The sequence below is a fragment of the Marinitoga piezophila KA3 genome, from assembly GCF_000255135.1.
GTDB lineage: Bacteria > Thermotogota > Thermotogae > Petrotogales > Petrotogaceae > Marinitoga > Marinitoga piezophila.
On sequence record NC_016751.1, the window covers coordinates 1,252,036 to 1,272,834 of the forward strand.

At 25.5% G+C, this 20,799-nt stretch carries 17 protein-coding genes and 1 pseudogene; all 18 read left to right on the forward strand.

Annotated features, from left to right (window positions below; translation table 11 throughout):
- Positions 1 to 314: 314 nt before the first annotated feature.
- The 18 genes and pseudogenes from MARPI_RS05970 (at position 315) to MARPI_RS10950 (ending at position 20,682) form a co-directional block, all read left to right on the forward strand.
- Positions 315 to 1,715: an aminopeptidase gene (locus MARPI_RS05970; RefSeq protein ID WP_014296693.1), complete on the forward strand. Its 1,401-nt coding sequence runs from the start codon at positions 315 to 317 to the stop codon at positions 1,713 to 1,715.
- A gap of 11 nt (positions 1,716 to 1,726) precedes the next feature.
- The gene (locus MARPI_RS05975) at positions 1,727 to 2,314 is read left to right on the forward strand and encodes a hypothetical protein (RefSeq protein WP_014296694.1); all 588 of its coding nucleotides are present in this window, start codon (positions 1,727 to 1,729) and stop codon (positions 2,312 to 2,314) included.
- The gene (locus tag MARPI_RS05980) at positions 2,311 to 3,024 is read left to right on the forward strand and encodes a hypothetical protein (protein ID WP_014296695.1); all 714 of its coding nucleotides are present in this window, start codon (positions 2,311 to 2,313) and stop codon (positions 3,022 to 3,024) included. Before MARPI_RS05975 ends, MARPI_RS05980 begins: the two co-directional genes overlap by 4 nt.
- 158 nt (positions 3,025 to 3,182) lie before the next feature.
- Positions 3,183 to 5,342 (forward strand): GumC family protein, encoded by a 2,160-nt coding sequence (locus MARPI_RS05985; protein WP_014296696.1) that lies wholly within the window; start codon positions 3,183 to 3,185, stop codon positions 5,340 to 5,342.
- Positions 5,343 to 5,370: 28 nt separating this feature from the next.
- Positions 5,371 to 6,003: a CpsB/CapC family capsule biosynthesis tyrosine phosphatase gene (locus tag MARPI_RS05990; RefSeq protein ID WP_014296697.1), complete on the forward strand. Its 633-nt coding sequence runs from the start codon at positions 5,371 to 5,373 to the stop codon at positions 6,001 to 6,003.
- Positions 6,004 to 6,029: 26 nt separating this feature from the next.
- Entirely contained in the window at positions 6,030 to 7,829 is a 1,800-nt protein-coding gene (locus MARPI_RS05995) for a GumC family protein (protein WP_014296698.1), read from the forward strand.
- A 225-nt stretch (positions 7,830 to 8,054) separates the two neighbouring features.
- Entirely contained in the window at positions 8,055 to 9,377 is a 1,323-nt protein-coding gene (locus MARPI_RS06000) for a sugar transferase (protein WP_014296699.1), read from the forward strand.
- Entirely contained in the window at positions 9,374 to 10,459 is a 1,086-nt protein-coding gene (locus MARPI_RS06005; protein WP_014296700.1) for a glycosyltransferase family 2 protein, read from the forward strand. Before MARPI_RS06000 ends, MARPI_RS06005 begins: the two co-directional genes overlap by 4 nt.
- 169 nt (positions 10,460 to 10,628) lie before the next feature.
- Positions 10,629 to 10,868 (forward strand): annotated as a pseudogene (locus MARPI_RS11260) (IS3 family transposase); the annotation flags it as partial.
- Between the two features lie 130 nt (positions 10,869 to 10,998).
- Complete coding sequence (locus tag MARPI_RS06010) at positions 10,999 to 11,916, forward strand: alpha-1,2-fucosyltransferase (protein WP_014296701.1); 918 nt, start codon at positions 10,999 to 11,001, stop codon at positions 11,914 to 11,916.
- Positions 11,913 to 13,073 (forward strand): GDP-mannose 4,6-dehydratase, encoded by a 1,161-nt coding sequence (gmd, locus tag MARPI_RS06015; protein WP_014296702.1) that lies wholly within the window; start codon positions 11,913 to 11,915, stop codon positions 13,071 to 13,073. Before MARPI_RS06010 ends, gmd begins: the two co-directional genes overlap by 4 nt.
- A gap of 74 nt (positions 13,074 to 13,147) precedes the next feature.
- Positions 13,148 to 14,227, forward strand: coding sequence for a GDP-L-fucose synthase family protein (locus tag MARPI_RS06020; protein WP_014296703.1), 1,080 nt, complete (start codon positions 13,148 to 13,150; stop codon positions 14,225 to 14,227).
- Positions 14,224 to 15,447, forward strand: coding sequence for a glycosyltransferase family 4 protein (locus MARPI_RS06025; RefSeq protein ID WP_014296704.1), 1,224 nt, complete (start codon positions 14,224 to 14,226; stop codon positions 15,445 to 15,447). The genes MARPI_RS06020 and MARPI_RS06025 overlap by 4 nt, the downstream gene beginning before the upstream one ends.
- A 1-nt stretch (position 15,448) precedes the next feature.
- Entirely contained in the window at positions 15,449 to 16,606 is a 1,158-nt protein-coding gene (locus MARPI_RS11400; protein WP_014296705.1) for an EpsG family protein, read from the forward strand.
- 20 nt (positions 16,607 to 16,626) lie between these two features.
- Complete coding sequence (locus tag MARPI_RS06035) at positions 16,627 to 17,883, forward strand: glycosyltransferase family 4 protein (RefSeq protein WP_014296706.1); 1,257 nt, start codon at positions 16,627 to 16,629, stop codon at positions 17,881 to 17,883.
- A gap of 1 nt (position 17,884) precedes the next feature.
- The gene (locus MARPI_RS06040) at positions 17,885 to 18,907 is read left to right on the forward strand and encodes a GHMP family kinase ATP-binding protein (protein WP_041638941.1); all 1,023 of its coding nucleotides are present in this window, start codon (positions 17,885 to 17,887) and stop codon (positions 18,905 to 18,907) included.
- A 9-nt stretch (positions 18,908 to 18,916) separates the two neighbouring features.
- A complete protein-coding gene (gene gmhA / locus MARPI_RS06045) occupies positions 18,917 to 19,501 on the forward strand; it encodes a D-sedoheptulose 7-phosphate isomerase (protein ID WP_014296708.1) in 585 nt (194 codons plus the stop codon).
- Positions 19,501 to 20,682 (forward strand): HAD-IIIA family hydrolase, encoded by a 1,182-nt coding sequence (locus tag MARPI_RS10950; RefSeq protein WP_014296709.1) that lies wholly within the window; start codon positions 19,501 to 19,503, stop codon positions 20,680 to 20,682. Before gmhA ends, MARPI_RS10950 begins: the two co-directional genes overlap by 1 nt.
- Positions 20,683 to 20,799 lie beyond the last annotated feature (117 nt).

The window sequence follows — 20,799 nt, forward strand, 5'->3', positions numbered from 1 at the left end:
CTGCATTCCGCTGCGGGAAATTCTTAGTCTTCGTTCATATTATTTTTCTACTTTCTTCTATACAACAGATAATTTATGAGTTTTTATTTTTTCAATCATCATTGTTTCTCCTTGGAAATTTTCAAGCCTTCGCTCACATTATTATTTCTATTTTCTTTTATTTTTTCCATTCTAAACAATTATTCATAATTTTTGGGGTTATTCCCCCGGGAAAATTGATGAGCATTGCTAACTATTTGGTTTGGGTTTTGCTTTTTTGCAATAGGTATGATAAAATTTAAATAGAAAATATAATATCGGAGGTGTGGACGGCGATGGAATTAAAGGATTTAAAGGAAAAATTAACCAGAAAAAAGGTTTCTGTGTGGGAAAAAAGGGATAGAAAGGTTATAGATGAGTATTCAAAGGGTTATAAGAAGTTTATAGACTATGCAAAGACAGAAAGAAGAGCTGTTGAATATGCTGTTAAGGAACTTGAAAAAGAAGGATTTAAACCTCTTTCTTATTATCTTGAAAAAGGTAAAATAGAAGATGGCGATAAGGTTTATTATGTTAATAATTTTAAATCATTGTTTGCCATAAAGATTAAAGGAGATTTGACTAATGGTATAAATATTGTAGGAGCGCATGTTGATGCTCCAAGATTGGATTTAAAACCTGAGCCAATTGTTGAAGACAGCGGCGTTGCTATGGCTAAAACTCATTACTATGGCGGAGTTAAAAAATACCAATGGTTGAATATTCCTCTTGAATTACATGGTGTTGTTATTAAAAATGATGGAACTAAAGTTAATGTTTCTATTGGAGATTCAGAAGATGACCCTGTTTTTGTTATTTCAGACCTTTTACCTCATTTAGATAGGAGAAAAGGTGATGTTGCAGAAGTATTTAAAGGAGAAGCTTTAAACTTATTATTAGGAACAATTTCTATTTCATATGATGAAGAAATAAAGGATTCTGTAAAATTAAATGTACTTAATATATTATATGAAAAATATGGTATTGTGGAAGAAGATTTTATTTCTGCTGAACTTGAGGTTGTTCCTTCATTACCAGCAAGAGATGTTGGTCTTGATAGATCATTGATAGCAGCATATGGCCATGATGATAGAATTTGTTCATATACAGGTTTAACTGCATTAATTGAAGCTGAACCAGAAAATAAGAGTGCTGCTTTGTTATTAACAGATAAGGAAGAGATCGGTAGTGACGGAAATACCGGCGCAAAACATCATTTCTGGATTACTGTAATGAAGAAGTTATTAAAATTACAGGGAAGCACTAATATTGAACTTGATATAGACGATTTATTATTAAATTCCACATTATTGTCAGCAGATGTTTCAGCTGCATATGATCCAAACTTTAAGGATGTTCATGATCCAGCAAATGCTCCAAGATTAGGTTATGGCGTGGCTATTTCTAAATATACTGGTGCAAGAGGTAAGGCTGCAACAAATGATGCAAATGCTGAATTCTTTGGAAAATTAAGAAAGGTATTTAATGAAAATGGTGTTATCTGGCAATCTGGTGAATTGGGTAAGGTTGACCAGGGTGGTGGAGGAACTATTGCTAAGTTCTTCGCCGAAAAAGGTTTAAATGTTATTGATGCCGGAGTTGCATTATATGGAATGCATTCACCATATGAAATTGCTTCAAAAGGCGATTTATATGAAACATATTATGCTTACAAGGTGTATTTGAATAAAATGTAGGGAGTGAAAATTTGAAGGTTTTTGCCGGTAGCCCTATACATTTAATGGAATTTGAAAATGATAATATAAATATTAATATTACAACCCACTCATGGTCCTTTTTGGGCCAGAGTGGTTTTTCTGTTATTTTGAATAAGGATAGTTTAACGATGTATAATGGGCTGGTGGAAGATACTGTTGTTTCTTTTGAAAGAAGAATGATAAATATTGAAGATAAGAGCAGAATTATGTTTATGCTTCAACAGGAAGGTTTTAAATTTGAAAATTATTTTTATGCCAAAATTCAAAAGAGTGATTTAATTGTTTTGCGAGTTGATTTGTTGAATAAATCTTCCTATGATTATTTATTAAATATCATTTTATCTAATATGTTTCTGGTGAAAATTCCCGTGTTATTTTTTAAGGTTTATAATGATTCACATGAGATTTCGTATTTTTATCCTGATAAAAAGGATTACGTTATTTTCAAGGATTCACCTTATGCGTATTTTAATGTGGTTGAGAAAAACGAGCATGTTATTATGCTTCATGGAAAATACAGAGATAAAGTAAAGAATAAGCTGGTTTCTTTTTTGAAAAAAGTTGGTGATTTTAAATGAAAAAGATTCTTGACTTTATTTCAAAGAAGATTTTGTTTGAAAATTTAAAACGTATTTTTTATTCTATTCCTTCAAAAAAAGGATATGCAGATAATAAGAAGTTTTATGTTATAAACTTTGGGTTTGTTCATTTTGGTTTTTTTAAACTGGGTGGATATATTCATTTAATGGAACAGTTTAAAGATGTTCAAAAGTTTAATAATAAGATTGGGATTGTTTCTGTTAATAATATTTCAAAAACCGGAATTCGATATATTTCTGAAATTGCAGAGATTTTTGGAATACCATTGATTATGCGTTATGAAGGAAATTGTTATTATTTTAAAGAAAATACTATTACTCCGCTTGATAATGGAAGCACTTTTAGAATTAAGAACTTTAAGTTTTATTTTTTTAATCAATCAAGTGAATTTTTATTCCAGATTTTAGATTCTCGAATTGAAAATCCAGAATTTATTATTGTTGATAATTTTAATGCTAAAATACCAGATATTGAGCTAAATTCTTTATCTACTGTTATATCTTCATATCTTTTGTCTGTTGATCAATCTGTTTTGAAATTGTATAAACCTGAAAATAATAGAAGTTATGATTATAAATTAAGAGATCATTTTGTTTTAAAGTTTGATATGCAGATTCTTGAAAAATTGAAAAATGGAATTACTAAAATTGATCCCAGAAAGCTGGAAAATCTTGTGAAATATATATAACTCTGTTACTAAAAATTAAACTAAGTGTTGTTATATTTCATTTTTAATGTATTGACATTTTATGAAATTATAGTAAAATATAAAATGCGTATGCCATTTTGGTATGGCATTTTTTGTTATATAATAACAAAAAATAAACATATGAATGGAGGAAGAAAATGGAACCAGAAATATATGAGGATGAGTTAACGCTAGAAGATATTATCCATATTTTCAAAAAACGGTTTTGGTGGTTTTTTGCTACTGTCGTTGTAGTTGTTGCACTGACAATTGCTTATTTATTTGTGACCACTCCTATATACGAAGCCAATGTAACCTTAAAAATAGAATCCGGAAAAAGCAATTCCATTTCCGATCTTTTTTCTACACAACTTTCTTCTTCCAGACCGGAAATATCCACGGAAATCGAATTAATAAAAAGTAGAACCAATATTGAAAAGGTTATAGATGATCTCAATCTTATTGAATATTTCAGTAATAAATCAGAAGATAAAAAAGTAGAAATTACAAAGACTTCTGTTGTAAGAACTTTAAATAATATGATTTCTGTTTCACCTATAAAAGATACAAATATTGTAAAAATTTCTGTTCAAAGTGATGATCCGGAATTAGCAAAGGATATTGCCAATAAGCTCGCCGAAGTATATAATGAATTTTTAAAAACATTATCAAAAAATGAGTATACTGTAAAAAGAGAGTTTATTGAAGAACAAATTCCAAAAGTTGAAAAGGATTTAAAGGCTGCTGAGGAAAGAATTAGAAAATTCAAAGAGGAAAATCAGGTCTTTTTATTAGATGAAGAAGCAAAAAATATTTTATCCTTTACACTTGAATACGATAGACAAATTAATCAATATAGCCTTCAACTCGAAGAAACAAAATCAAAAATTAAAGCTTTTAATGACTTGTTAAAAAAACTAGATGAAAAGATTATTTCTTCAGAAACAATATCTACTAATCCGCTAGTTAGTCAGTTAAAATCCAAGCTTATAAATTACAGAGTTGAATTGGCTGGATTGGTTAATGTTTATTCCGAAACAGATCCAAAGGTTAAGGAATTAAAGGATAAAATAGCTGAAACAGAAAAACTTTTAAAAGATGAAGTTTCAAAGGTTGTTTCTTCTCAGGTTCAAACTGTTAATCCAGCGTATCAGGATATTTATTTGCAATTAATCGAAGCACAATATCAAGCAGAAGTTTTAAAAGCAACTATAACTGCTCTTCAAAAATTAAAAGATTCATATAATAGAAAGTTTTCAAGATTACCTCTCTTAGAACAACAATTATTGGAATTGGAAAGGGATATTAAAGTAAAAGAAAATCTATATACCCTTCTTCTTGAGAAATTGGAAGAAACAAGAATAGCAGAAGCAGGTGTAATTGGAACTGCAAAATTAATAGATTCCGCTATTGTTCCAGATAAACCTATAAAACCAAATAAAAAATTAACCGCTGCTATTGGGTTAGTTTTGGGATTTTTCCTTGGAATTTTGGTTATATTTATTATTGAATATGCCGATAAGAGTATTAAGGACGAAGAAGAAATTAAGAGAATGGCTAAAAATAAGATTATTCTTGGTAGAATTCCTACTTTTGAACAAAATAAAGAATTTGATAATCCGGAACTTATTGTTTTAAATTCGCCAACTTCACCTATTTCTGAATCTATTAAATTAACGGCAGCTAATATTAATTATTCAACTTCACCAGAACCAAAAGTAATTGCTATTACAAGTTCTGGACCAGGTGAAGGTAAAACTGTAAGTTCTGCTAATCTGGCTATTTCATATGCTCAAAATGGTTTAAAAACATTGTTAATCGATATTGACATGAGAAAGCCAAGAATTGAAAAGGCTTTAGGTTTAGAAAGATTTAATATTGGGCTTGTAAACCATATTTTAAAAGATGTTCCTATTGAAAGAATTACACAGAATTATATGGAAAATCTTGATATTATACCGGTTGGTCCTATTCCACCTAATCCAACAGCATTATTAACCTCGAAAAAGTTTAGAGAATTTTTTAATGTATTAAGGCAAAAATATGACAAAATTATTATCGATTTGCCACCTATACTCGCGGCAGCTGATGCGCTTATTGTTTCAAAACATACTGATGGTCTAATTCTGGTTGTTAGAGCTGGAAAAACTCAGAAACATTCTTTAAAAGTTACACTTGAAAATATCACAACATCAGGAAATAATATTTTAGGTTTAATTATTAATGATATTAACGAAAAATCTTCAAATTATTACTATTATTATTACTATTATTATCAAGACGGTGAAAAAAAGAAAAGACGAAAGCATAAAAAGTAAGATTATACAAAGAAAAGGATGGGGAGCTATGAGTGAATATTTAGATGTTCATAATCATATATTATTTGGTGTAGACGATGGTATTAAAACAATAGAAGAATCTATTGAAACTCTAAAAAAATATAAAGAAAACGGAATAGATACTATATTCCTAACGCCGCATGTTGAGCATCCAACTGTAAAAACCGATATTAATAAGATTAAAGAAAATTTCGAGATTTTAAAGGATGCAACAAAAGATTTAAATATAAACCTTTTCCTTGGAAGCGAATTATATTTGCAGACTAATAAAAAACAACAATTTATTCCTTTAAAAGATTGGTTTATTTTAATTGAATTACCAACAACTCTTTATCCAATGTATTTACTCGATAGAATCTTCGATTTACAACTGGAAGGTTATGAAGTAATTTTAGCTCACGTGGAAAGATACCCGTGGTTACTGGATAATGAAAAGTTAATTGATAAATTAAAGACAATGAATGTATACTTTCAAATGAATTTAGAATCACTCCACGAAAAAAATTATTACATAAAAAATGATTTAATCGATTTTATCGCAACCGATTATCATGGAAAAAAAAGAAAACCTTTAGATTTATCACTATTTAAAAAGTTTGATTATATAGTAGAAAAAAGCAAAAAAATTTTGAAACTTTGATAACCTAAATTGAATGGAGGATTAAAATGGAGCCAAACAACAATCCAAATGTGCTTACTTTAGGCGATGTATTTAGAATCTTAAAAAGACGAAAAATTACATTTATAGTTGTTTTTTTAATAACCGTATTGCTTTCAATTGCATATATAAAAATTACACCAAAAGTTTATGAAGCATCTTTAACTTTTGAGATGAAAAATGTTTCAACTGCATCTTCCTTATTATCCCAATATGGTAGCCTAGCTTCCATGGTTGGAATTAATCTTGGAGGAAGCGGCGGAAGTTCCATTAATAACACAATAGAAAAAATGAAATCAGATAAAATTTTAACTCGGGTTATAGAAAAAAATAATTTAGTTGAATATTATAATTCAAACAAAAATCCTTCTTTAATTGATAAAATATTAGGTAGAGATAAAGAAATAAAATTAAGAGATATTATTGAAAGTTTAAAAAATGATATTTCAATAAATCAACAAAACGGCACATCATTTTTAAAAATTTCATATCAATCCACAAATCCAACCCTTGCAGCATCTATTGTCAAATCTCTATATACAGAATACTTAGATTATGATAAAGAAGAGTATTTTAAAGATTCAAATTCATATCTTTCAAATTTAAAAAAGCTTTATAATCCTATTGAGAAACAATATATGCAAATTCAAAAAAAAATCTTGGATTTTCAGGTAAATAACAAAATTTTAAATGAAGAATCTATAACTCCGTATATAGACCAATATTCCAAACTTTATTTTTCATTAATAGATATAGATTCACAGAAAAAGCAGCTTGAAGCAGGAATTAAATCCATTGAAGAGTCAATAACATCATTAAATCCTGAAATGAAGAAATTCTTTATCGAAAATACAGGAACTATTTCAACTTTAAAACAACAATTAATTAACTTAAAGATAGAATATGAAACATTAAAACTTACCTCTTCACAAAATCCAAAATTGTTGGAATTAGAATCAAAAATTAATGTTATTGAAAATAATTTAAAAAAACAAATAAATGATATTTTAAGCAATAATTTAAAATTCTTAGCAACCACAGATCCAGAAACATATAAAGAATACATATCCAAAAAGATCCAACTCGAGTTATTTGACGTAATGAAACAATCAACATTAGCTATACTCAACAAAATAGATTCAGATATAAAATCCAAATCTCCATTATTATATGAATATTTTCAATTAAAAAAGAATTCTAAAATATTGGAAGAAAAATTTACCAGATTAAAAACATTAATAGAAACAGAAGAATTAAAACAACAATTTTATAAACCATCATTAAGTATTATTAATGATGTTTATATTCCTTACAAATCAATTAAACCGAATAAGAAAATAATCTTCTTAGGAGGAATATTCTTAGGATTTTTCTTAGCAATATTTTCAAGTTTTATAAAAGACGCTAAAGACCATACAATTAAAGATATATATGAATTTATAAGATATATAAAAAATCCAGAATTTATAATCACTAAATCAAATTATAAAAACGAAATCAAGAAAATAGCAAACTACATATATATAAATGAATATTACAAAGCAAAAATAGGATTTACATCTGTAGATTATGATGATTTCACTGAAATTGTAGAACAAATTAAAAATAGGTTGAAAAAATTATCTGGGGAAAAAGAGATTGATATATCAATTCTTCCAGAAATAGACAATCCTGACTTTATTTTACATGAAAATGAAATTGAACATCTTTTTATTTTCATAGTAAAAGGATATTCTTCTTTGGAAAATATTGAAAAATATAAAGAGGTATTAAAAGAAAATCATATTATCTACGTAGAAAATGTTTAATATTTCTTTTGTAATTAAAAAGTTGTTGATATATTAATCAGTTGTTAAAAAACAAAAAAAAGATTGTGTATTTATTGAAATTCAGAAATAAACATGGTAAAATAAATTTGCGGAGTTAAAAACTCCGCAAATTTCTATGAAATAACGTCAATATAAAATTCATAAAGTATTGTTATTATGGTATAATATATATATACAAAATATATACTAAAAAGGTGGTACCCGATGAAAAAATTACCTAAGATCATTGATATTTTAATTCTCTTTTTAATTAATGTTTTTCTATTGAAATACTCATATTTCTTCTCCGCATTTATATCCCTTTTCCTATTTTTAGGCTTCTATGCATTTAGAACCTATGAATTGGATACAATGAATTCTTTAAATGAATCTATAATAAGAATATTTTCCGGATTCATGATGGGTTCTATGATGCTTCTTGTATTCTACCCTTTTTTTGAAAATCAAATGTGCAGATATACATTTATTTATAACCTTCTTTTTTCAATCGTTATTTTTCCTTTAATACATAAAATTGAATATATACTATATGAAAAACATGTTTCGCCGAAAAAATACCTCGTTATCGGAAAAAAGAATGAAATAGGGCATATATTAGACGAAATCCAGCAAAAAACATTAAACAAATTACAATTTATAGATTACATAAATCCATCTCCGATAAAGTTAGAAGAGTTAGTAAATGACGGGTTCTCAAAAAAGGAAAAAAGTCGAATAGAAAAGATAATAAATTTCACGTATAGAAATAACCAAACAAAATATGATGCAATAATTGTTACTGACCCTAAATTAGAAAAAATAGTAAAAGACAAATTGGAAGAATATAAAAAAGCCGGAATTCCTATAGAATATTTGCCAAACATAGCAGAAAAATATTTAAAAAGAATTCCTTTAGAAGTGATAGAGCGCTTTGAATATTATTACTCTGTTATTTTCGATGAAGAAAAAGAGTCCCCAGCAAAGAGAATTGTTGATGTAACCTTTGGAATAATGTTATCTATATTATTTTTCCCAATAAATTTAATTTTTTCAATTTTAATATTTTTAGAGGATGGAAGACCTATAATCTTCAAACAAGAACGCGTTGGAAAAAATGAAAAAATATTTATTCTAAAAAAACTTAGATCATTAAAAAACACAAAGATAGATCCAGATAATCCAAATAAAAAAATTGATCAAAGCGTATTAAAAGTTGGGAAAATAATAAGAAAATTTAGAATAGATGAATCGATGCAGTTTATAAATGTAATCCAGGGAACAATGAGTCTAGTTGGTCCTAGACCAGAAATGATAGAATTTCACGAAAAAATGAAGAAACAAATACCGTATTATTTATATAGACTAAAAACAAATCCTGGAATAACAGGTTGGGCACAAATAAATTATAAACATACAACCACTTTGGAAGATTATATTAAAAAAACAGAATATGACCTTTATTATATAAAAAACAGAAGCTCATTATTAGACTTTAGGATTATGTTATTAACACTTGAAACTATGTTAGGAATGAGAGGGGCAAGATGAAAGAAAAACATAAAAAAAAGGTTTTAATATTTACTGATATAAGAAGTAAAAATAAAGAATTAGATGTTATTATTCCAACATATAATTCCCAAAAGACTATAATAAGGACACTAAAAAGCTTAGATTATACCGTTATAAAAAATATTATTATTATAGATGATAATTCCTCTGATAATACATATGAAATAATAAAATCCTTTTTTAAAAATATTAAATGGAAGATGGTTAAAAAAGAAAAAATAAATGCCAAGAAAGGAGTTGCTTCTTCAAGAAATATAGGAATGAATCTTGCATCTGCTAAATATGTACATTTTCTTGATTCTGATGATTGGTTAGAAAATAATATGCAAAAAATAATGTTAAAAAAGATAAAAGAAACCAAAAGTGATATAGTATTTTGTGGTTTCAAACGAATATCAGAGAAAGGAAAAATATTATGGAATTATGAAGAAAGTTATTCATATTTTGAAGGTATTAAAAATGGAAAAGATGTTGTGAAAGATTTTTTGTTGTCTAAAATTTGGCTACATACTATTACAACAATATATAAAAAAGATCTATTAATAAAAAACCAAATTTCTTATCCTGAAGAGTACAAACATGGAGAAGATCAATTTTTTGAAATTTTAGCTTTATTAAATAGCGAAAAAGTAGTAAGTGTAAGTATGACCTTAGCTAATTATTATATAAATCAAAATTCTATCACAAGAAATGTTGGAATAGAGATCATAGATTCTGTAAAAATATTTTGGGAACTAAAAAAATATTTGGATAATATTAAACAAGAAGATAATAAAATAATAGAAATATTAAATATAATTGAAAATTATAAAATTCCATATTTAACAGTAAGAGCAATGATAAAGCTTTCTCCTAAAAATGAAGAATATTATAAAGCTTTAAGCTTTTTGTATAGAGAAGAATTGATATTAAAAAATATTTCTATTCTGGATAAAACACATAAAAAACGAATTGTATACTTTTTATATCAACTATTAAAAAAGCATCCTAAATTGTTTAAATTGTTTTTTTCATTATTAATATCTTTATTCGGTGAAAAAATTTTTTATAAGTATATTTAGATATAAGAATTAGATTTAATTGGATTTGACCGCTAAAAGTGGGCACCAAAAAGTTAACAAAGGAATAGTATAATAAAACCAGAAAGAAGGTGACCACATGAGTAAAAATGGGAAAAGGTATAATGCTGAATTTAAAGAGCAAATAGTAAAAATTACATGAAATCATTTTTCCTTTCATTCAATAATAAAGAAAGAAGAAATATATGTAAAAAACTATAAAACCTTTGAAGAAGCAAAAATAAGAATCTTTGAATATATAGAATCATTCTACAACAGAAAAAGAATACACAGTTCAATAAATTATCTGACTTCACAGGAAAAAGAAGATGAAGCTCTAAAATCGTTAAAAAAAGTAACATTAAAATGCTATTTTTTAGTTAAACTTAGACTGTCCACTATTTTGGGGTAAGTGTAAGTAATATTAAAAATTAGCTACATATATTTTATTAATTTTAATTGTAAAAATCTGAATAGGATGATTTTAAAACTGACAATAAAAATTCTTATTTATACATAACTTATTACGTGAGGGAGTTAAAATGAAAAAAAGAGCAACTATAAAAATTTTTGGTGGTTTAGGCAATCAATTATTTCAATATTTTTTTAGTAAATATTTAAAAAATAAATACCAGTTTGATATAGATTATGACTTTAAATGGTTTCTAAGAAAAGAATTTGGGAATATCAAACAAAATTTATTATTAAAAAAATTAGTAAATGAAAATTTTGAAGATACACAAATATATCCATTATTTAATTTAAGATATTTAAATAGAATGTCATATCCAATAAAAAAATTTTTTAATTTTTTCGATTTTAATTATAAATATATTTTTGAAAATGATTTTGAAATTAAAAATATAAAGTCCATAAATATTAATAAAAAAGTATATTTCTATGGATATTGGCAAAAAAAAGAATATGTTGATTCACAAAAAAATATAATTAAAGAAATAGGTAAAAACTTGCTTAGATATGCGTATAATAAAAATATATACGAAGAAATCATAGAATCCAATTCAATTTTTATTCATATTAGACGAGGAGATTACTTAAATAAAAAAAATTATAGAAGATTTGGTAATATTTGTACAGAAGATTATTATTTACAAGCAATAAAATTTTTCTTAAAAAATTATTATTTCAGCAATCTTCAATTTTTTATTTTTAGTAATGATAAAGAATGGAGTAAAAATTTTATAATGCAAAATTTTAGCAAAGTTCAAGGAAAATTTAAAATTATATATGGGAAAGATCCTCTTGAAGATTTAGCTTTAATGTCTATATGTAAAAATTCTATAATTGCAAATAGTTCTTTTAGTTGGTGGGGAGTAAAATTAAATGAAAAAAAAGAAATAGTAATTTCACCTTCGAAATGGATTAACAAAAATATAAAAAATATAGATTTAATTTATGATTCATGGCTTAAGATAAACAATAAAGGAGAGATCATATGAAAACCGCAATAATAACCGGAATAACAGGACAGGATGGAAGCTATCTAGCAGAGTATTTATTAGAAAAAGGATATGAAGTGCATGGCTTTATCAGAAGATCAAGTAGTTTCAATACAAAAAGAATAGACCATTTATATAAAGACCCACATGAAAAAAATACAAAATTATTTCTTCATTATAATGACTTAACGGACTCAACAAATATAATAAGATTAATACAACAAATTCAACCAGATGAAATATATAATTTAGCAGCACAAAGTCATGTAAAAGTAAGTTTTGAATTACCAGAATATACAGCAAATTCAGATGCTCTTGGAACATTAAGAATATTAGAAGCAATACATTTACTTGGATTAGAAAAAAAAGTAAAGTTCTATCAAGCAAGTACATCTGAATTATATGGAAAAGTACAGGAAATCCCTCAAAACGAAAAAACACCTTTTTATCCAAGAAGTCCATATGCAGCAGCGAAATTATATGCATATTGGATAACAGTAAATTACAGAGAAGCATATAACATGTTTGCATGTAATGGAATACTATTTAATCATGAGTCAGAAAGAAGAGGAGAAACATTTGTAACAAGAAAAATAACAAGAGCAGCAACAAGGATATTAGTAGGAAATCAGAAAAAACTATACCTTGGTAATTTAAGTGCCAAAAGAGACTGGGGATATGCAAAAGATTATGTAAAAGGAATGTGGATGATACTACAACAAGAAAGACCAGATGATTATGTATTAGCCACAGGAGAAACACATGAAGTAAGGGAATTCTGTGAAAAAACATTTGAAAACCTTGGAATAGAAATAAAATGGCAAGGCGAAGGAATAAACGAAAAGGGAATAATCAAAAAAATAGATAGAAACAAAACAAAAGAAATAATAGAGAAACTAAAAGAAAAACATCCAGATTTAAAAGAATTTGAAATAAATACAGAACATCTAAAAGAAGGACAGGAAATAATAGCAGTAGATCCAAAATACTTCAGGCCAACAGAAGTAGATATATTACTTGGAGATCCAACAAAAGCAAAAAAACAATTAGACTGGAAACCAGAAACAAGCTTTGAAGAATTGGTAAAAATAATGACAGAATATGATTTAGGATTGGCAATAAAAGAAAAGCACAGAAACGAATGGATAAAAGAATAATAACAAAATAAAAAATAGAAAAAATAACAAATAATAATCAATAACAACTAAAATAAACTAAGGGGATGAATGAGTTGGAAAAACATGCAAAAATATACGTAGCTGGTCATAGGGGATTAGTAGGATCGGCAATAATGAAAAAACTAAAAGAAAAAGGATATACAAACATAATAACAAGAACACATAAAGAATTAGATTTAACAGACCAAAAAGCTACAAAAGAATTCTTTGAAAAAGAAAAACCAGAATACGTATTCCTAGCAGCAGCAAAAGTAGGAGGGATACTTGCAAATGACACATACAAAGCAGATTTTATATATCAAAACATAATGATAGCAGCAAACGTAATAGAAGCATCATATAAATATGGAGTAAAAAAACTACTAAATCTTGGCTCATCATGTATATATCCAAAATATGCAAAACAACCAATGAAAGAAGAATATCTATTAACAGGAGAACTAGAACCAACAAACGAACCATATGCAATAGCAAAAATATCAGCAATAAAAATGGTAAGATATTTCAACGAACAATATGGAACAAACTTCATGAGCGTAATGCCAACAAATCTATATGGACCAAATGACAACTTCAACCTAGAAACATCACATGTATTACCAGCATTAATAAGAAAATTCTATTTAGGGAAACAATTAGAAGAAGAAAACTATGAAAAAATAAAAGAAAACATAAAAAAATATCCATTAGGATTTGGATTAGATAAAACAATAGATTTAGATAATAAAGAATCAATAATAAAAACATTAAAACAATTGGGAATAACAAAAGAAAGTATAACCTTATGGGGAACAGGAGAAGTATATAGAGAGTTTTTATATGTAGAAGACATGGCAGACGCATGTGTATATTTAATGGAAAAGATAGAAGCAGAAGAAATGAAAAAAATATCACCAGATTATTTCGTAAACATAGGAACAGGAAAAGATATAACAATAAAAGAATTGGCAGAGTTAATAAAAGAAACAGTAGGATACACTGGAAAAATAATCCACGACACAACAAAACCAGATGGAACACCAAGAAAGTTGCTTGATGTTTCAAAACTTCATGAATTAGGTTGGAAGCATAGTGTGGAATTAAGTGAAGGGATTGGGAGAGTTTTGGAAAAGATTGAGAGGAGTAATAAATGAAAAAAAAACTTTTGTATATAACTCGTGAATTTAATCCAACTAAAAAAGACGGATTATCTATAAGATTTTCAAATACTTTAGATGCATTAACTAAAGAGTATGAAGTTCATTTATTGTATATTGGAAACAAAGAAAACGAATATATAATGAAAGAAAGTTTTGACATAAAAAAAATCTCTGTGTTTAATTTAAAAAAACAAAAGAAAATTTTTTCTTTTCTCAAAACTTTAACATTTGGAGCAAATTATTATAAGAATTTATATGGTGGAAAATTTAATGATTATGTAATTAATTATATACTAGAAAATGATATAGATATTGTATACGTTAACTATTTTTATTTGACATCTTTTTTTACAGACAAAAGATTGATTCATATTAAAAAGATAGTTGATCTTATTGATGCTATATCTTTGCATATGAAGGAAGCAAAAGATGTCTCTTTTTTTAGAAAACTATTTTATAAATTGCAGAGAGATTCAGTATTGAAAAGCGAATTAGAAGCTGTAAAAATTTCAGATTTGGCTTTTATAACCACTGAAACAGAAAAAAAATACTTATTAGAAAAAAATAACAATATCAAAAGTGGTAAAATAAAAATTCTTTGGAATGGAGTAGATAAAGAAATTTTTGATATAGGAGAAGCAAAGATTAAAAATATTAAAACAAAAGAAAATCATTACAAGAAAAAAATAGCTTTTTTAGGGTCAATGGACTATTATCCTAATCAAATAGCAGTAAGAAGATTAATTAAAAATATTTTTCCTAAAATAACTGATAAAATTAAAAATATCGAATTAATAATTTTAGGTAAAAATCCTCCACAAGATATTATAAATATGTGCAAAGAAAATCATAATATATCATTGTTGGGTTATGTCGAAGATTTATCAGAAGTATTATTAAATATCGATGTATTAATTCTACCTATGACAATAGCAAGTGGAATTCAAAATAAATTTTTAACTGGACTGGCTTCAGCAACACCAACTATAATTACCAAACGCGCATTGTTTACTAACAAGCTAAAACCTAAGATACACGTAATAACTGCTGAAAGCGATGAAGACTATATCGAGGAAATACTTAATATATATATAAATAAACAAAATATTAAAAATATATCTTTAAATGCGTATACATTTGCAAAGGAGTATTTAGATTGGAATAGTGTTAAAAAAAGATTTATTCAACAAATAAATGAAGTAAGTGAGGGTTAGAATGATTTATTTAATCCCTAGTATTATCGTAATTTTATTAAATTCTTTTATTTATAAAAAATATTATGCTAAAAATTATTACAAAAAAGCAGTTTTATTTTTTGGAAGTAGTATATTTGTGTTTATTTCTAGTTTGAGATATAAAACAGGAACTGATTGGACTGCATATTATGATTTTTTTAATAAAATTACCAATGATAATTATTATAGCTTTTATTTTGAGCCACTTTTTAAAGTGTTTTCCATTTTAATAAAAAATATAAATTCAAACTTTAATTTTTATTTGTTTTGTATTTCTATAAATTTCGTTTTTTTGATCTTAATCATAGATAAAATCTTAAGTATGACAAACATGTATTATAATAAATCTATTTTGTTTTTATCGGTTTATTTATATACATTTTCATATTATATGGGCGGAATTCGACAACAAATATCTTTTTTCTTTTCAACTGTATCCTTGTTTTATTTATTAAAAAATAAAAAAATACTATCTTTAATTTTCTTTATTATAGGATTTTTATTTCATTATTCAGCAATTTTATTTTTGGTTAATTATATCATTTATCATTATACATCAGATAAAAAGAATACTTTTCTAACAATTTCTTTTAAAAAAGGAGTTTTAATTTTAATCATTTTTTTTATATTAATTTATGGCATATTCGAAACACCAATATTTACTCTTTCATTTGGAAATTCTAATCTGATAAAAAAATATATAATTTCTTATCGAGGTAATTCTTCTATAAACTCAATATTAAATTATTCATTAAGAAATTTTATTTTAATCTTTGAAAGAGTCATTATTTTAATAATAATTTTTCTTGTTAGAAAAAATTATACCTGTAATAAAATATCTAAATTTTTCTTTATTATGTATATTTTTGGTTCTATATTTTATATATTTTTTATGTTTATAGCTCGAAATATTGCCGGAAGAGGCATTTTATATTTTAGATATGCAGATATTTTTTTCTTTTCTACATTATCTGAACCTATAGCAAAAACTTTTTTTAACAAAAATTCTATTAAACATCAGAATTTATCAAAATTTATATCTACTTTAATATTGTTATATTTACTTATTAGATTTTATGTTACTATTTTAGTTGCAAATAAAATTTTTTATTATCCATATAAAAATATAGTATTTTAGTTAATTGAAAGGGGTTAATAATGAAAATTTTAATTATTAGTTCTAACTATTTATGTGAGTTTTCTGGTGGAGGGTTAGGGTTACGAAAAATAATAGAAGGGCTAAATAATATAGATTTTATTGATGAGATTGGATTGATTAATAGGGAAGAAATTAATACAAGTAAATGTCCTATATTTTTCCATAAGCTTAAAAAAATTTATTTTTTTAAAAATAATAAGTTTATAAATTTAAAAAGTAAAATTTATGGTGAAGCAACATTTTTAAATTTATATTGGGAAAAAATTAAAAAAATTATAGATGAGTACGATATTCTTTTTTTTCAAGGAACTAGATTTGGGTCAATTGTAAAAAATGTAAAAAGCATATTTAGAAATAAAAAAATAATTGTTCAAGTTGAAAATTTTGAATATAAATATTCTAAAATATATTATAATAATAAATTTTTCTTAAAAATTATACAACCAATTGAAATGTTAAATGTGAAAAAAAATGAATATTTATCCCTTTATTATAGTGATATTATTTTATTTTTGACAAAGTTAGATAGGGATGAAATTATACAGTTTTATTCTTTAGATAAAGAATTATTGTTTAAAGAAAAATCTTTTATAGTGCCTCATGCCCAAAAACAAAAGGTTTCGTTAAAAAAAATAGAAGTTAATTTACATAAAAAAATTAAAAATATCATATATAATAAAGAATTACGAATTTTATTTACTGGAAGTTTTGATTATAAACCGAATATTGAAGCTGCAAATTTTCTTCTAAAGGTTTTTAATAAAATACCCAATATAAATAAAAAGTATAAATTTATTTTAATTTTTGCAGGTAGAAATGCAAATAAATTAAATATTAAAAAATCAAAAAATATAGAAATTTATAATAATTTAAATGATGAGGAAATGTCAAAAATCTTTTTGTCTAGCGATATTTATATATCACCTGTTTTTAAAGGAAGTGGAATGAAAACTAAAATAGCAGAAGCCATGTCTTATGGACTTCCAATATTATCTAGTTATCATTCTATAATAGGATATGATTATATTATAGAAAATTTAAAAAACATAAACTTTATTAAACTTTTTAATGATAATGATATAGAAGATTTTTTGGATAATTTTTCTTTCTTGTTAAATTTAATAGAAAATAATTATGCCGAGTTATCATATGAAGCATATAATACATTTTCTGAAAAATATTCTATAGAATATTTTTCAGAAAATTTAAAGCGTATTTTAGATACCCTTATCTATAATAAGGAGATGAATGAGTAAAATGCAAATCCGATCCCGAGTTCCATTAAGAATAAGCTTTGGAGGTGGTGGAACAGATGTTTCACCATATTGTGATAAATATGGAGGATATGTAATTAATACAACAATAAATAGATATGCCACAGTAACCTTAAAACCAACAGAAAATAAAGATATTATTATAAAAAGTATTGATTATGATAAAACAATAAAATTTGATATAGACCAATTTTTAGCATATGATGGTCAATTAGATTTAATAAAAGGTGTAATCAATTATATGAAAGAAAATTATAACATAAATCAAGGATTTGAATTATATATTCAAAACGATGCACCTCCTGGTTCTGGATTAGGTTCATCATCAGCAATATGTGTTGCATTAATAGGCGCATTTCAAGAATGGCTGAATTTACCATTAACTCCATATGATATTGCAGAACTTGCATTTAAAATAGAAAGAATAGACTTAAGAATAAGAGGTGGAAGACAAGATCAATATGCAGCAGCATTTGGTGGATTTAACTTCATGGAATTTTATGATTCCAAAACAATAGTAAATCCATTAAAATTAAGGGAAGAAATAATAAATGAATTAAATCATAGTTTAGTAATTGCATATGTAGGTGGAAGTCATAATTCATCAGAAATACTTGAAAAGCAAATAAAAAATGTAAAAAGCAAAAATAAAAAATCAGTTGAAGCAATGCATGAAATAAAAGAAATAGCTGTTGAAATGAAAAATGCTTTGGTAATAGGAAAATTAGGTAAATTTGGATTATTAATGGATAAAGCATGGAATTATAAAAAACAAATGGCAGATGGAATAACAAATGAAAAAATTGACAGAATATATGAAGAAGCAAAAAAAGCTGGTGCATTAGGTGGAAAAATATCCGGAGCAGGTGGAGGAGGATTCATGTTCTTCTTTGCAGATATAGATAAAAGATATGAAGTAATAAAAACATTAAAAAATGAAGGAGCGGAAATAATAAACTATACCTTTGAAGATAAAGGATTACATACCTGGAAAGTAGAAAGGTAGGAAATAAAAATGGAAAATCTAATAAAAGAAAGAATCAAACAATCAGTAGAAATAAAAAATAAAATATTGGAAAATGAAAAATTATTAAAAAAAATAGAATCAGCAAGTAAAATAATAACAGATACAATAAAAAAAGGAAACAAAGTAATCTTTTGTGGAAATGGCGGAAGTGCAGCAGATGCTCAGCATTTAGCAGCAGAATTAATGGGGAAATTTTATCTAAATAGAAAACCAATGCCAGCGATATCTTTAACAGTTAATACTTCAGTATTAACCGCAATAGGAAACGATTTTGGATATGATGAAGTATTTGTTAGACAGTTAGAGGGGATTGCAAAAAATGGTGATATAATAGTTGGAATAAGCACAAGTGGAAATTCAAAAAATATAATAGAAGCATTTAAATATGCAAAAGAAAATAATATAAAAATAATAGCCTTTACAGGAGAAACTGGTGGAAAAATGAAAGAATATGCAGATATACTGATAAATATTCCATCAAATGATACACCAAGAATACAAGAATCACATATAACAATAGGTCATATAATCTGTGAAATAGTAGAAAAAGAAATATTCGGAGAGGAAAAATAATGATAAAACAAGCTGTAATATTAGCTGGAGGATTAGGAACAAGATTAAAAAGTGTTGTAAAAGATATTCCTAAACCAATGGCATTAATTGGAGATAAACCTTTTTTAGAATATCAAATAAACATATTAAAAGAAAATGGATTTGAAAAAGTATTATTACTAACAGGATATAAAGGTGAAATAATAGAAGATTATTTCAAAGATGGAAAAGAATTTGGAATAAAAATAGAATATTCAAAGGAACAAGAACCCTTAGGAACAGGTGGAGCAGTATTTAATGCATGGAATAAATTAGACGAAGAATTTATATTATTAAATGGTGATACATTTTTTGATATTCAATATGAGATATTGTTCGATTTCATAAATAAAAAAAAAGCAGATGCATTAATAGTTTTGAGATTTAGTGAAGATATCTCAAGATATGGATTTGTTGAAATAGATGAAAATTATAAAATAACAAATTTTATTGAAAAAGGTAAATTACCAGAAAATAGAATAGATGGATATATAAACGGTGGAATATATTATTTCAAAAAAGATACTTTAAAAAAATATTATGAACAATACAAAAATCAGAAAATCTCAATAGAAACCAATATATTTCCTGAATTAATAAAAGAAGGTAATTTATATGGATTACCAACAGGTGGAAAATTTATAGATATAGGAATACCAGAAGATTATCAAAAAGCACAAAAAATAATTCCAGAATGGATAAAAAAAGAAAGAAAACCAGCATTATTTATAGATAGAGATGGAACAATAATAGAGGATCCAGGATATATTCACGGAACGAATTTAAAATTTATAGACAAAACATTTGATATAATAAAAAAAGCAAAAGAAGAAGGAAAATACGTAATAATAATAACAAATCAAGCTGGTATAGCTAAAGGAAAATTTACAGAAGAAGAATCAATAAAAACAACAGAATATATAATAGAATATTATAGAAAAAAAGGAATAACAATAGACGATTATTACTATTGTCCATATCATCCAGAAGGAACTATAGAAAAATACAAAAAATATTCATTAGCAAGAAAACCAAATCCAGGAATGATATTAAAAGCTTGTGAAGATTATAGGATTGATTTAAGAAATTCTATGATGATTGGGGATAATGAGAAAGTTGATAGTATTTTTTTATGGCAAATCACGATTAAAATCCAAAAATAGAATCATTCCATTCAATAATAAAAAAGAAGAAATATATGTAAAAAACTATAAAAGCTCTGAAGAGCAAAAATGAAAATTTTTAAATATATAGAATCATTCTACAACAAAAAAAGAAGA